We start from the raw sequence: 13,033 nt of genomic DNA, 5'->3' as shown, positions 1-13,033 counted from the left end.
CCGTGCACTTCGCACCTCCCGGAAGGAAGCCATCAGCCATGGCCATGGACGTCATCTCCGTCATCCGCACCAAGCGGGACCGCGGTGAGCTGAGCGACGAGCAGATCGACTGGGTGATCGACGCGTACACCCGCGGCGAGGTCGCCGACGAGCAGATGTCCGCGCTCGCCATGGCGATCCTGCTCAACGGCATGAACCGCCGCGAGATCGCCCGCTGGACCGCGGCCATGATCGCCTCCGGCGAGCGCATGGACTTCTCGGCGCTGTCCCGCCCGACGGCCGACAAGCACTCCACGGGCGGCGTCGGCGACAAGATCACCCTGCCCCTGGCCCCGCTGGTCGCGGCCTGCGGCGCCGCCGTGCCCCAGCTCTCCGGCCGCGGCCTCGGCCACACCGGCGGCACCCTGGACAAGCTGGAGTCCATCCCCGGTTGGCGCGCCCTGCTCTCCAACGAGGAGATGCTGCACGTCCTCGACACCACCGGCGCGGTGATCTGCGCGGCGGGCGACGGCCTGGCCCCCGCGGACAAGAAGCTGTACGCCCTGCGGGACGTGACCGGCACCGTCGAGGCGATCCCGCTGATCGCCTCCTCGATCATGTCGAAGAAGATCGCGGAAGGCACCGGCAGCCTGGTCCTGGACGTGAAGGTCGGCACGGGCGCCTTCATGAAGACGCTGGCCGACGCCCGCGAGCTGGCGTCCACGATGGTCGGTCTCGGCACGGACCACGGCGTGCGGACGGTGGCGCTCCTCACCGACATGTCCACCCCGCTCGGCCTCACGGCGGGCAACGCCCTGGAGGTCCGCGAGTCGGTCGAGGTCCTCGCGGGCGGCGGCCCGGCGGACGTCGTGGAGCTGACGGTCGCTCTGGCGCGCGAGATGCTCGACGCGGCCGGCATCAAGGACGCGGACCCCGCGAAGGCCCTGGCCGACGGCTCCGCGATGGACGTGTGGCGCCGGATGATCGCGGCGCAGGGTGGCGACCCGGACGCCGAGCTGCCCACGTCGAAGGAGCAGCACGTCATCAAGGCCCCCTCCTCCGGCGTGCTCACCCGCCTGGACGCCTACGGCATCGGCATCGCCGCCTGGCGCCTGGGCGCCGGCCGCGCCCGCAAGGAGGACCCGGTGCAGGCGGCGGCGGGCGTGGAACTGCACGCCAAGCCCGGCGACACGGTGACCGAGGGCCAGCCCCTCCTCACCCTGCACACGGACACGCCCGAGCGCTTCGACTACGCGCTCCAGGCGGTGACGGGCTCGTACGACATCGCGGCGCCCGGCACCGAGTTCACGGCGACGCCGGTGGTGCTGGAGCGCATCGCCTGACATGTGTCCCCCCTTTCGGGTGAACGGGACCGGTGGACCTCCGCCGGTCCCGTTCGGCGTGCTGGGTTCCCCGTCGACTGACCGGGTGTCAGCCCAGCACCGCCGCCACCCCCACCATCACCGGCACCGACGCCACCGTCGACAGCAGGATCGACTCGCGGGCCAGGGACTCGGCCACGCGGTAGCGGCTGGCGTAGGTGAAGAGGTTCTGGGCGGCCGGGAGAGCCGAGGTGATCACGACGTCCAGCAGGGCAGCGCCGCGCAGTCCGAAGACGGCCGCCGCCAGCGTCCAGGCGACCAGCGGCTGGCCCACCGACTTCAGCGCCACCGACAGCAGGACCGGGTACCGGTCCCGGCCCCGGCCGGGCGCCGCACTGCCGTGCAGCGACATGCCGAACGCCAGCAGGGCCGCCGGGACGGACATGTGCCCGATCAGGGTGAGGGGGTTCATGAGCGGCCCGGGGAGCTGCCGGCCCGCCGCCGACACCACCACCCCCGACAGGGAGCCCACGGCTATCGGATTGCGCAGCGGGGTCAGCAGCCGCCGCCACACCGTGCCCTTCCCGCCCGCCCCGGACAGGTCCAGGACCGTCAGGGCGACGGGGGTCACCAGGACGACCTGGAAGAGCAGCACCGGCGCCACCAGGGACGCGTCGCCGAGCACGTAGGCGGCGATCGGGATGCCGAGGTTGCCCGAGTTGACGTAACCGGAGCACAGCGCGCCGATCGTCGTACGGCCCACCTCCCAGCGCCGCAGCACACCGATCGCCACGAAGACCCCGGACACCGCGGCCGTGCTCAGGGCCGTCACCAGCAGCCGGCTGGAGAAGAGGACGCAGAGGTCGGCGCGCGCGAGGGTCGTGAAGAGGAGCGCCGGGCCTGCCACCGTGAAGGCCAGCCTGGTCAGCACCTCGCCGCCCTGGTCGCCGAGCGTTCCGCGCCGCCCGAGCACATAGCCCACACCGATGACGACCGCGATCACCGCGAACCCGCTCAGCACCCCCACCACGAACTTCACCTTTGAGGATGAACGGGGAATCGGTCAATGTGATCTTCGACGGCTCTCGCCACGGCACGACGATGAGTTCCGTCCGTCCCGTCGGTCTAACCGGTCGTGGATGCCGAGACCCCCGCCGTTCTTGTGCTGCCCTGGCCCGTCAGCCGTGACGAGGTGACGGGGCTGTGCGACGGCGTGCGGGCACTGCTGGAGGACGGCGGCGAAGGACGTGCCGTCGTCTGTGACGTCGGCCGGCTCGGACCGCCGGGACTGGCGGCCGTCGACCTGCTGGCGCGGCTGGAGCTGGCCGCCCGCCGGGCCGGCGGGCGGATCCGGCTGCGGGGCGCCGGCCCCGCGCTAGCCGCCCTGCTGGACCTCGTCGGCCTCCGCTTCCAGATGGAGGGGCAGTCCGAACAGGGGGAACCAGCGCCGGGTGTCGAGGAAGAAGTGGAAACCGGTGATCCGGCCGTCTGAGATCTCCAGCACCTGCACCGCCCACGGGCTGAACCCGCCGTTCTCCGGGTCCGGCTTGTAGTGCGCGAAGCCGGGCAGGCCGTTGGCCTGCACCGGCAGCAGGCGGGAGCCGGCGCAGGAGGCGCCGATGGTGGTCATGAAGCCGGTGATGTCGGCGGTGCCGCGCAGCCACAGGTCGAACGGCGGCATCGTCATGACGGCGTCCTCGTGGAGCAGCGCCGTCAGCGCCGTCATGTCATACCCCTCGAACGCCTTGACGTAGCGCTCCAGGAGTTTTTGCTGCTCCTCGTCCAGCGGATCGGACACCGCGCCCTCGGCGCCGCTCTCCGCGCGCTCCGCGAGCGTGGCCCGGGCCCGTTGCAACGCGCTGTTCACCGAGGCGACCGTGGTGTCCAGCAACTCGGCGACCTCGCTCGCCCGCCAGGCCAGCACCTCGCGCAGGATCAGCACCGCCCGCTGCTTGGCCGGCAGCTGCTGGAGGGCGGCCATGAAGGCGAGCCGGACGGATTCCTTGGCGACGGCGGCCTCCGCCGGGTCGCCGGCCGTCGGCAGCACACGCGCGTCCGGCATCGGCTCCAGCCAGGTGGTGTCGGGGCGCGGCGTGAGCGCCGCCCGGGCGAGGGGGGTCGACTCGGTCAGATCCATGGGCCGTGCCCGTTTGCTGCCGGCCGTCAGCATGTCCAGGCACACGTTCGTCGCGATGCGGTACAGCCACGAGCGCAGGGAGGACCGGCCCTCGAACTTGTCGTGACTGCGCCAGGCCCGCACCAGGGTGTCCTGCACCGCGTCCTCGGCCTCGAAGGAGGAACCGAGCATCCGGTAGCAGTACCCGGTCAGCTCGGTCCGGTGCTTCTCCAGTGCGGCGTCCAGGTCCGCCGTCGCCGTGCTGTCGCCCATCGTCCACCCACCCCTGTGGCCGTGCTTGCGCGCGTCTTCGCGCCCCACCACCTGGAAGCTACCGCAGCCCACTGACAACGGCCCGCCGAGTACGAAAAGGGCCTGCTCAGTGGGCGCCCGCCGGCTCCCGCCGGGCGGCCACCCGGGCCGCCCGGGTGCCGAGCACGGTGATCGCGACGACACCGACGACCGCGAGGAGGCCGACACCGACCGTGCCGGACCAGCCGTCGGAGCGGAACGCCACCGCTCCGACCGTGCTGCCGGCGCTGGAGCCGATGTAGTACGCGGACTGGTACAGCGCCGACGCCTGCGCGCGGCCGTGGGTGGCCGTCCTGCTGACCGCCGAGGAGGCCACCGCGTGCCCGGCGAAGAACCCCGCCGTGATCAGCACCAGGCCCAGCAGCACCAGCGGCAGGGACGCCGCCAGGGAGAGCAGCAGGCCCGCCGCCGTCGTGCCGCCCGCCAGGTACAGCGCGCCCCGGCGGCCGAACCGGCCCACCAGCCGGCCCGCGGTGGACGCCGAGACCGTGCCCACCAGGTAGACCAGGAAGATCGAGCCCACGATCCCCTGCGGCAGCCCGAACGGCTCCGCCGTCAGCCGGTACCCGATCACCGTGTACACGCCGCCGAACACCGTCATGAACAGCGCGCCGATCGCGTACAGGCGGCGCAGCAACGGGTCGGACAGGTGGCCGCGGACCGTGCCGAGCAGGACCCGCGGGCGCAGCGAGCCCGCCGCGAAGTGCCGCGGCGCCGGCAGCAGCAGCCGGAACGCCACCGCGCACCCCACCGCGAGCACGCCGATCACACCGACCGAGACCCGCCAGCCCCACTCCTGCGCGACCCAGCCGGTGATCACCCGGCCGCTCATCCCGCCGACGCTGTTGCCCGCCACGAACAGTCCGATCGCCGTGACCAGCGCCTTCGGCCGCACCTCCTCGGCCAGATAGGCCTGCGCCGAGGCCGGGACCCCGGCCAGCGCGGCGCCCTGCACCGCCCGCAGCACGACCAGGGCGCCCAGCGACGGCGCGAAGGGCACCAGCATGCCGACCGTGACGGCGACGGCCAGCGAGGCGGTCATCACCGCACGGCGGCCGAACCGCTCCGACAGGGCGCTCATCGGCAGCACGAACAGGGCCAGTCCGCCGGTCGCGGCGGCCACCGTCCAGCTCGCCTCGCTCGCCTGTATCCCGAACTCCCCGGAGATCAGCGGCAGCAGGGCCTGGGTGGAGTAGAGGAGGGCGAAGGTCGCGACTCCGGCGAGGAAGAGGGCGAGGCTCATCCGGCGGTAGCCGGGGCCGCCCGGGGTCATCCGGGAGTCGGAGCCGCTGCCGGAGGGAGGGACGGGGGAGACGGCGCCCACGCTCGTGGACGCCGGGGTACTGGCGGGAGACATGCCCCGACCGTAGGACGACCCCCCTCATGCGTCCAATGCATGGAATCGCCATAATCGTTCCCATGGCGCATCAGCGGAGGCCACAGGGGCGGCTGTCACCGTCCGGTGACACAGAAGACATGGCTCGGACGGTACGGCTGCTGGCGCCCCGCCTCGCCTACTTCGCCGGAGTGGCCCGCACGGAGCACGTCACCCGGGCCGCGCAGGAGATGAACGTCCCCCAGTCCACGCTGTCCCGGGCGATGGCCCGGCTGGAGCAGGACCTGGGTGTCGACCTGTTCGCCCGCCACGGCCGTACGGTCTCCCTGACCACCGCCGGCCGTACCCTCCTCGCCTCTGTCGAGCGGGCCCTCGCGGAGGTCGGGCGGGCCGCCGGGGAGATCCGCGCGGACGCCGACCCGGCCACCGGCAAGGTCGCCTTCGGTTTCCTGCACACCATGGGCGCCGAGACCGTCCCCGGCCTGCTGCACGCCTTCCGTGCCGACCACCCGCGCGTCCGCTTCAGCCTTGTGCAGAACTACGGCGAGGCGATGCTGGAGCGGCTGCGCGCCGGTGAGCTGGACCTCTGTCTCACCTCGCCCGTCCCCGACGCCCCCGACCTGGTCGCCCGCCGCCTGGACGAGCAGAAGCTGCGCCTGGTCGTCCCCGCCGACCACCGGCTGGCCGCCCGCCGCCGCGTCCGCCTGGCCGAGGCGGCCGACGACACCTTCGTCACCCTGGAGCCCGGCTACGGCCTCCGGCGCATCACGGACGACCTGTGCCGCGAGGCCGGCTTCGAACCCCGCGTCGCCTTCGAGGGCGAGGAGGCCGAGACGCTGCGGGGGCTGGTGGCGGCCGGGCTCGGGGTGGCACTCCTGCCACCGCCCACCGTTCCCCGCCCCGGGGTGGTGGAACTGACGGTCACGGCCCCGAGGGCGGCCCGCGAGATCGGCGTGGCCTGGCTGGCGGACCGGCCGGACACCCCGCCCGTGGCGGCCTTCAAGAAGTTCCTGCTCTCCCGCAGAGGAAACCTGCTGCCCTAGACCGGGTCGACAAAGGCCAGGGCCAGGGCCACCAGGTTCAGGACCAGGAGAAGGCCAGGGCCAGGGACACAGCCAGGCATCCCGGCCGACCCGCACCGCCTCAGCGTTTCAGTGACCTGCCGAAACCCGCCGCCAGCGGCATCCGCAGGCCGATCGGCGGCGGCGCGGCCAGCGCGTCCTCCACCGGCCGCGACACCCGGCAGCCGAACAGGGCCCCGAGGACGAAGTCCACACCCAGGTTCACCACTTCGGCCCGGTGACCGTACAGCCCGTGCCCGTCGGAGTGCACTTCGAACCGGCACACCTCCCGGTTCGCCTTCTTCGCCCGCGCCGCGAAGCGGAACGACAGCTCGGGATCGGTGCGTTCGTCGTTCGTGCCGTGCACGATCAGCACCCGGCGCCCGACCAGTTGCTTCACCGGTTCGGCGGGCATGGCGACATCCTCCTCCGGCAGCCAGGGGGCCAGCGCCACCACGGAGTTGACGGCCTCGTGACCGCCGGCCCGCAGCGCCGCGCGCCCGCCCATGTCCACGCCGACCAGGCAGACCGGCACGTCCCCGTACCGTCGTACGACCTCGTCGGCGGCCCAGCCGGCGTCCGCCGCCAGGTGCGCCTCGCTGCCGTTCCACCCCCGGTAGCGGTAGTGGACGGGATGGACGGCCAGGTCCTCGGCCCGGCCCGCGCGGGCGAGCGCGCGGCCCAGGGAGCGGATCAGGGTCAAATCCCGGACGGGGGACGGCCGGCGGGCGGAGACCTCCTCCCCGCCGGGGAGCAGCAGCACCGCTCCGCTCACCGACGTCGGCTCCGGGCCGACTGCCTTTCCCAGCCCGGCCGTTCGGACCGGAATCGCTTGCTGTCCCATGACAGAACAGTGTCAGAAGGGGCGGTGTACGAAACCCGTACGTGCGGTCACCGTTGCGTATCGACGGAAAAGTGCCGGGAACCGGCCGTTGCGCGCCCCCAGCGTTCTACGCGCGTAGGAGTTAGAGTGCGGAAATGACGAGCCAGACTGCATCGACGGGGGCCGTCCCGGCGGCCATCCCGGTACACGTTCCGACGCCGGACCAGATCCGGCGGGCGCCCAAAGTAGTGCTGCACGATCATCTCGACGGCGGGCTGCGCCCCGGGACCGTCGTCGAACTCGCCCGGGAGACGGGCTACGACGGTCTCCCCGAGACCGATCCCGGCAAGCTGGGGATCTGGTTCCGTGAGGCCGCCGACTCCGGATCGCTGGAACGCTACCTGGAGACCTTCCGGCACACCGTCGGCGTCATGCAGACGCGGGAGGCCCTGGTCCGGGTCGCCCGGGAGTGCGCCGAGGACCTCGCCGAGGATGGGGTCGTCTACGCCGAGGTGCGGTACGCGCCCGAGCAGCACCTCGACCGGGGGCTGACCCTGGAGCAGGTCGTGCAGGCCGTGAACGAGGGGTTCCGGCAGGGCGAGCGGCTCGCCCGGGAGAACGGCCACCGGATCCGGGTCGGCGCCCTGCTGACCGCGATGCGGCACGCGGCCCGCTCCCTGGAGATCGCCGAACTCGCCAACCGCCACCGGGACTCCGGCGTGGTCGGCTTCGACATCGCCGGTGCCGAGGCCGGCTACCCGCCCACCCGGCACCTGGACGCGTTCGAGTATCTGAAGCGGGAGAACAACCACTTCACCATCCACGCCGGCGAGGCGTTCGGGCTGCCGTCCATCTGGCAGGCACTGCAGTGGTGCGGCGCCGACCGGCTCGGGCATGGGGTGCGGATCATCGACGACATCGAGGTCCGCGAGGACGGCTCGGTCGTCCTCGGCCGTCTCGCCTCCTACGTCCGGGACAAGCGCATCCCGCTGGAACTGTGCCCCAGCTCCAACCTCCAGACGGGGGCCGCTTCCTCCTACGCCGAGCACCCCATCGGGCTGCTGCGCCGGCTGCACTTCCGGGCCACCGTGAACACCGACAACCGGCTGATGTCGCACACCACGATGAGCCGGGAGTTCGAGCATCTGGTCGAGGCGTTCGGTTACACGCTCGACGACCTCCAGTGGTTCTCCGTCAATGCGATGAAATCAGCGTTCATCCCTTTCGATGAACGACTAGCGATGATCAATGACGTCATCAAGCCCGGATATTCCGAGCTGAAATCCGAATGGCTGTTCCAGCAGACCGCTTCCACCAGCGGTTCCGCCGGGACGCAGGGGTAGTAGCGCGGCACCCGCCGACCCGGAATGCGGACACACCCGCGCGCAGTGCCCGCATTCCGGCGTTTGCGGCCGGTGGGTCGGCGTGTTTAGGTCGGGGACCGCTCGGATCGTTTGTGATCTCCCGTCTCCGTATTCAAGGACGCATCCACCATGAAGCAGTCTGCTGCCAAGACTCTGGGCGCCGCCGCCCTCGGTGCCGCCGTCGCCGCCGTGGGCGCGGGCGCGGCCGACGCGGCTCCGGCCGCCCCGGCCGCCGGCCAGATCCTGAACACCGTCACCAAGGCACTGCCGTCCGAGCGGGTCGTCCAGGATCTGCCCGACAGCGGCGCGATGAAGCTGCTCGAGCCCGTGGCCGAGCGCAATGTCGCCGCCGCGGTCCCGGCCGTCGGCAAGGGCGTGGCCGCCGCGCAGCCCGTCGCCGAGGGCGTCCTCGCCAAGGGGCCGGCCGGGCCGGCCGGCGGCCTGCTCGGCGGACTGCCGCTCAAGGGTCTGCCCACGCACGGTGTGCCGGTCAACGGCATCCCGCTCGGCTGAGGCCGGCTTCCGCACGACGCGGGCGGGGCGCTCCGGCAGGCCCGGACGCGCCCCCGTGGTGTGCCCGCCCTCCGCCGCCCGGCTCACCAGGCGGCGGTACGGGCGCCGTTCTCCGCGGGCAGCAGGATCCACAGCGCTATGTAGAGCACGAACTGCGGGCCGGGCAGCAGGCATGACAGCAGGAAGATCACCCGCATCGTCGTCGCGGAGGTGCCGAAGCGCCGTGCCAGCGCGGCGCACACTCCGCCGATCACGCGGCCGTGGGTGGGGCGGGCAAGGGCGCTCATGAGGGCTCCTCCGTGGTCGCCGGCCCGTTTCCGGGCCGGGGGCGGGGCCGCCCGGGTGGCGTCCCCAGCTGTCTTCCACGGTAGGCGGACCAAGGGGACGAAGCGTCGCTCTACGGGGCGATCCCGACCCTGGGAATCGTCGGGGTACGCCCCTGAGACAGCTCCTCCTGGACGGTGACCGACGGCCCGGCCGCGCCCGGCTCCCGCACCCCGCGCCGCCGCAGCCAGGCGCGGGCCGCCGGGACGACGGCCAGGTGGGCCAGGGCGACTCCCGCCGTGTTCAGCAGCAGCGAGTCGACGTCGACGACCCGGCCCGGCACTCCCGTCTGGAGCAGGGCGATGCCGAGGGAGACCAGGGTGCCCGTCGCGGCGGTACGGACCAGGGACGCCGGTGGTGAGACGGCCAGCCTGCCGTGCGCCATCGGCAGCAGCACGCCCAGCGGGGCGAGCAGCGCGAGGCCCTCCCCGAGCGGTCGCACGGCCCCCGGCCAGCCCAGCGCGAGGTCGGCACGGATGCCGGCCAGCGGGCGCAGGTTCGGGGGCATCACCCAGGGAACGTCCAGGGGGCGCAGCATCAGCCAGGCGACGAGGGCGAGGTGTGCGACGAGGAGGACACCTCCCGTCACACGGATGCGGATCGCGGCGCTGCCGCCGATGGAGCCTTGACGCTGCACGCCCCCGTAGACGCCGGGCCGGGTGCGCTTGGTTCCGCAACGAAACATCCCGACGCGAACGCACCGCCCGCCCCGGACCGACGCGCGCGCCCGGCCGGTCCCGGGTATCGGGTGCGCACCGCGCCGACCACGGCCCGGCTTCGGTGCCCGGGTCGACCCGCCACGGACCCATGCCCCGCGCCCGGCCGGCCGACGGCACCCGGTGGACGCCGAGCCCACCACGGACCGACACCGGGCCCCCGGGCGGGCCGCCCCGGACCGGCGCCCGGCTCCGCCCCCGCTGGCCGGAGGGCGTTCGCGGGTCGTCAGTGGTCGGTGATCGGGGTGGACGGGGGCCGGGACGTGCCCGGGTGTTCGCGGGCGTCGTCCGTGCACTCGTAGCGGCGGAGCGGGCCCCCGTCGGGGCCGCCCAGGATGACCGAGCCGTCGCCCTCCGTCGCCGCCGAGTCGGACAGGGTGCACACCAGCTGCGCCACGGCGTACGAGGTGAGACGCGACGGTGCCGTGCTCAGGCGGAGCGTGTCGTCGGGGTCCTTCGGGCCGGGCCCGCTGACGCCGAGGCCGCCCGGTACCCGCGTCGTGTAGCCGGCGGAGCGCTCCGCGGCCGACGGTGACGCGGCCAGCTGGTCCAGCAGTCCCTGTGCGACCATCACCCGGCGCCGGGCGTCCGGGGTTCCGTCGGGTACCCGTACGGTCCGGTCGACGGCCACCAGGGACGCCCCGCACAGCAGGAAGACCTGCACCGGCACCCCGTGCGAGGACTGCGTGGACAGGTCGGGCCCGGCCAGCGAGCACTGCACCCCGGACGGTGCCGCCCCGAAGTCGGTCGGCACCTCCGTGGCCCGGATGCCGCAGCCGGTGAGCAGCGCGCCCAGGAGGGGCAGCGCCAGCAGGCGCCGTACGGTCATGACCCCTCCTTTCCCAGGTGGTCCGCGCCGGTCCCGGTGTCCTCGGCGCCCTCGCCGTCCTCCTCGGACAGCCGGGCGGAGTCCTGCGGCAGCCACAGCGTGAACACGGCGCCGCCCTCCGGGGAGTTGGCCGCGGTGATCCCGCCGCCGTGGATGTGGGCGTTCTCCAGGGCGATGGACAGGCCCAGTCCGCTGCCCTCGGAGCGCGGCCGGGAGGCGCTCGCCTTGTAGAAGCGGTCGAAGACGTGCGGCAGGACGTCCTCGGGGATGCCGGGCCCGTGGTCGCGGACCTGGATCTCGACCGCGTCGTCCGCCTTCCGCACCGACACCCGCACCGGCGAGCCGCCGTGTTTGAGGGCGTTGCCGATCAGGTTGGCGAGGATGACGTCCAGGCGGCGCGGGTCGATGCGGGCGTGCAGGCCGCGCTCGGCGTCCAGTTCGACCGCGTCGAGCCAGGCGCGGGCGTCGATGCAGGCGGTGATCTGGTCGGCGAGGTCGACGTCGTCCAGGACCAGCCGGGCGGTGCCCGCGTCGAAGCGGGTGACCTCCATCAGGTTCTCCACCAGGTCGTTCAGCCGCCGGGTCTCGCTGACCACCAGCCGGACGGCGGGTTCGACCATCGGGTCTATGCCCCCGGCCTCCGACTCCAGCTCCTCCTCCAGCACCTCCGTGACGGCGGTGATGGCGGTGAGCGGGGTCCGCAGTTCGTGGCTCATGTCGGCGACGAACCGCCGGGAGGCGTCGTCCCGCGCGGCCATCTCCGCGACCCGTTTCTCCAGCGCCTCGGCGGCCTTGTTGAACGTCCGTGACAGGTCGGCGAGTTCGTCGGTGCCGGATACCTGCAGCCGCGTGTCCAGCCTGCCCTCCCCGAGTCGTCCCGCGGCCACGCCGAGCCGGTGCACCGGCTTGAGCACGGTCGTCGCGGCTGCCTGCGCGAGCAGCGCGGCACCGATCAGCGCGAGTCCGGTGGCGATGCCCAGCGACCAGGCCAGCGAGTTGAGGTCCTTGGCCTCGGGCTCCAGGGACTTCGCCATGTAGCCGGTGGTGCCGCCACCGATGACGCGCGTACCGGCCACCAGATAGGGCGTGCCGTGGTCCACGACCCGCTGCCAGTAGAGGTGGTACGGCTCCTTGTTGGTGTCGGTCACCGGCTGGCGCCTGGTCACGGCCGCGCGCAGCGAGGCGGGTACGTCCTCCAGCGCGAAGCCGTTGATGCCGCCGGAGGTGCCGTACACCTTCTTGCCGCCGGCGTCCCCGGCGACCAGGAGCACGCTGAAGCGCTGGCTGCTGGCCCCCATCTGGCCCGCGGCGCGTTGCAGCTGGTCCTGCGTCGGGTGCACGGGCAGCGCGCCGGCCCGGTTCTGCATCTCCTGCCGGAAGTCGCGCAGCACCGCGTCCTGGGCGCGGGTGAGAACGGCCTCCCGGTTGAGCCAGTAGGCGATGCCCGACGCCGACACGGCGGCGGTGAGCGCGACGAGGCCGAAGACCAGCACCAGCCGCAGCCTGAGGCTGGTGAACCTCAGCCGGGTCGGATTCCCCCTGCGCCCCGCGGCCCAGCCGCGCAGCCCCCCGTGCGTGTCGGTCACTGAGGCGCGTCCAGGCGGTAGCCGACACCGCGGACGGTGCGGATCAGCGTCGGGGACGACGGCACGTCCTCGACCTTGGCCCGTAGCCGCTGTACGCACGCGTCCACCAGGCGCGAGTCGCCCAGGTAGTCGTGCTCCCACACCAGCCGCAGCAGTTGCTGCCGGGACAGCGCCTGACCGGGCCGCCGGCTCAGCTCCAGCAGCAGCCGCAGCTCGGTCGGGGTCAGCTGGAGGTCCTCGCCGTTCTTCGTGACGGTCATGGCCGACCGGTCGATGACGAGGCTGCCGAACGTCGCCGAGTCGTTTGACTCGCGTTCGCCGCGGCGCAGCACGGCACGGATCCGGGCATCGAGCACGCGTCCCTGCACCGGCTTGACGACATAGTCGTCGGCGCCGGACTCCAGCCCGACCACCACGTCGATGTCGTCGCTGCGCGCCGTGAGCAGGATGATCGGCAGCTGGTCGGTGCGCCGGATGCGCCGGCACACCTCGAACCCGTCGATGCCGGGCAGCATCACGTCCAGCACGATCAGGTCCGGGCGCTGCTCACGCAGCAGCTTCAGACCGTCCTCGCCGCTGGCAGCGGTGGCCACCCGGTGTCCCTGGCGCGTCAGGGACAGCTCCAGGGCCGTACGGATGGCGTCGTCGTCCTCGATCAGCAACAGGGAAGGCACGGGCTCATTCTGGCCCATGGACGGGGTGTCGTACGACCCGTCGGCACCCCTTCCTCACCGGCGCGACCGCCTGTGCGC

Annotated in this window: 14 protein-coding genes; 5 read left to right on the top strand and 9 right to left on the bottom strand. The window is 73.0% G+C overall.

What is annotated here, in order from left to right:
* The first annotated feature begins 44 nt into the window (after positions 1–44).
* Positions 45–1,322, top strand: coding sequence for a thymidine phosphorylase (locus ACGFT1_RS12460; protein ID WP_373909221.1), 1,278 nt, complete (start codon positions 45–47; stop codon positions 1,320–1,322).
* 88 nt (positions 1,323–1,410) lie between these two features.
* On the opposite strand, the gene ACGFT1_RS12455 is transcribed toward ACGFT1_RS12460, so the two are convergent.
* Entirely contained in the window at positions 1,411–2,331 is a 921-nt protein-coding gene (locus ACGFT1_RS12455; protein WP_373908950.1) for an AEC family transporter, read from the bottom strand.
* A 105-nt stretch (positions 2,332–2,436) separates the two neighbouring features.
* Here ACGFT1_RS12455 and ACGFT1_RS12450 point away from each other — a divergent pair, with 105 nt between their 5' ends.
* Positions 2,437–2,793, top strand: coding sequence for an STAS domain-containing protein (locus ACGFT1_RS12450; RefSeq protein WP_373908949.1), 357 nt, complete (start codon positions 2,437–2,439; stop codon positions 2,791–2,793).
* On the opposite strand, the gene ACGFT1_RS12445 is transcribed toward ACGFT1_RS12450, so the two are convergent.
* Complete coding sequence (locus ACGFT1_RS12445) at positions 2,677–3,690, bottom strand: sigma-70 family RNA polymerase sigma factor (protein WP_373908948.1); 1,014 nt, start codon at positions 3,688–3,690, stop codon at positions 2,677–2,679. The genes ACGFT1_RS12450 and ACGFT1_RS12445 overlap by 117 nt on opposite strands.
* A 106-nt stretch (positions 3,691–3,796) precedes the next feature.
* The gene (locus ACGFT1_RS12440) at positions 3,797–5,086 is read right to left on the bottom strand and encodes an MFS transporter (protein WP_373908947.1); all 1,290 of its coding nucleotides are present in this window, start codon (positions 5,084–5,086) and stop codon (positions 3,797–3,799) included.
* Positions 5,087–5,148: 62 nt separating this feature from the next.
* Between ACGFT1_RS12440 and ACGFT1_RS12435 the strand changes: the two genes are divergently transcribed.
* Positions 5,149–6,108 carry a LysR family transcriptional regulator gene (locus tag ACGFT1_RS12435; RefSeq protein ID WP_373908946.1) on the top strand — a complete coding sequence of 320 codons (960 nt, stop codon included), beginning with the start codon at positions 5,149–5,151 and terminating at the stop codon, positions 6,106–6,108.
* Between the two features lie 100 nt (positions 6,109–6,208).
* Here ACGFT1_RS12435 and ACGFT1_RS12430 read toward each other — a convergent pair whose 3' ends face one another.
* The gene (locus ACGFT1_RS12430) at positions 6,209–6,970 is read right to left on the bottom strand and encodes a prolyl oligopeptidase family serine peptidase (protein ID WP_373908945.1); all 762 of its coding nucleotides are present in this window, start codon (positions 6,968–6,970) and stop codon (positions 6,209–6,211) included.
* 134 nt (positions 6,971–7,104) lie between these two features.
* Between ACGFT1_RS12430 and ACGFT1_RS12425 the strand changes: the two genes are divergently transcribed.
* Positions 7,105–8,292, top strand: a complete 1,188-nt coding sequence (locus ACGFT1_RS12425; RefSeq protein WP_373908944.1) for an adenosine deaminase — start codon at positions 7,105–7,107, stop codon at positions 8,290–8,292.
* A gap of 150 nt (positions 8,293–8,442) precedes the next feature.
* On the top strand, positions 8,443–8,826 hold the full coding sequence (locus tag ACGFT1_RS12420) for an ATP-binding protein (protein ID WP_373908943.1): 384 nt from the start codon (positions 8,443–8,445) through the stop codon (positions 8,824–8,826).
* A gap of 83 nt (positions 8,827–8,909) precedes the next feature.
* On the opposite strand, the gene ACGFT1_RS12415 is transcribed toward ACGFT1_RS12420, so the two are convergent.
* From ACGFT1_RS12415 to afsQ1, 5 genes are all read right to left on the bottom strand, one after another.
* Entirely contained in the window at positions 8,910–9,113 is a 204-nt protein-coding gene (locus ACGFT1_RS12415; protein ID WP_373908942.1) for a PspC domain-containing protein, read from the bottom strand.
* 110 nt (positions 9,114–9,223) lie between these two features.
* Complete coding sequence (locus ACGFT1_RS12410) at positions 9,224–9,787, bottom strand: VanZ family protein (protein WP_373908941.1); 564 nt, start codon at positions 9,785–9,787, stop codon at positions 9,224–9,226.
* Positions 9,788–10,092: 305 nt separating this feature from the next.
* On the bottom strand, positions 10,093–10,695 hold the full coding sequence (locus ACGFT1_RS12405) for a hypothetical protein (RefSeq protein ID WP_373908940.1): 603 nt from the start codon (positions 10,693–10,695) through the stop codon (positions 10,093–10,095).
* Positions 10,692–12,281, bottom strand: coding sequence for an ATP-binding protein (locus ACGFT1_RS12400; RefSeq protein ID WP_373908939.1), 1,590 nt, complete (start codon positions 12,279–12,281; stop codon positions 10,692–10,694). The genes ACGFT1_RS12405 and ACGFT1_RS12400 overlap by 4 nt, the downstream gene beginning before the upstream one ends.
* Positions 12,278–12,955: a two-component system response regulator AfsQ1 gene (afsQ1, locus tag ACGFT1_RS12395; protein ID WP_373908938.1), complete on the bottom strand. Its 678-nt coding sequence runs from the start codon at positions 12,953–12,955 to the stop codon at positions 12,278–12,280. Before afsQ1 ends, ACGFT1_RS12400 begins: the two co-directional genes overlap by 4 nt.
* Positions 12,956–13,033 lie beyond the last annotated feature (78 nt).

Origin of the sequence: Streptomyces sp. Y20, assembly GCF_043195475.1 — a bacterium.
Lineage (GTDB): Bacteria > Actinomycetota > Actinomycetes > Streptomycetales > Streptomycetaceae > Streptomyces.
The sequence above is the reverse complement of the archived record's forward strand: the minus strand, read 5'-3'. Positions and strand labels throughout refer to the sequence as shown.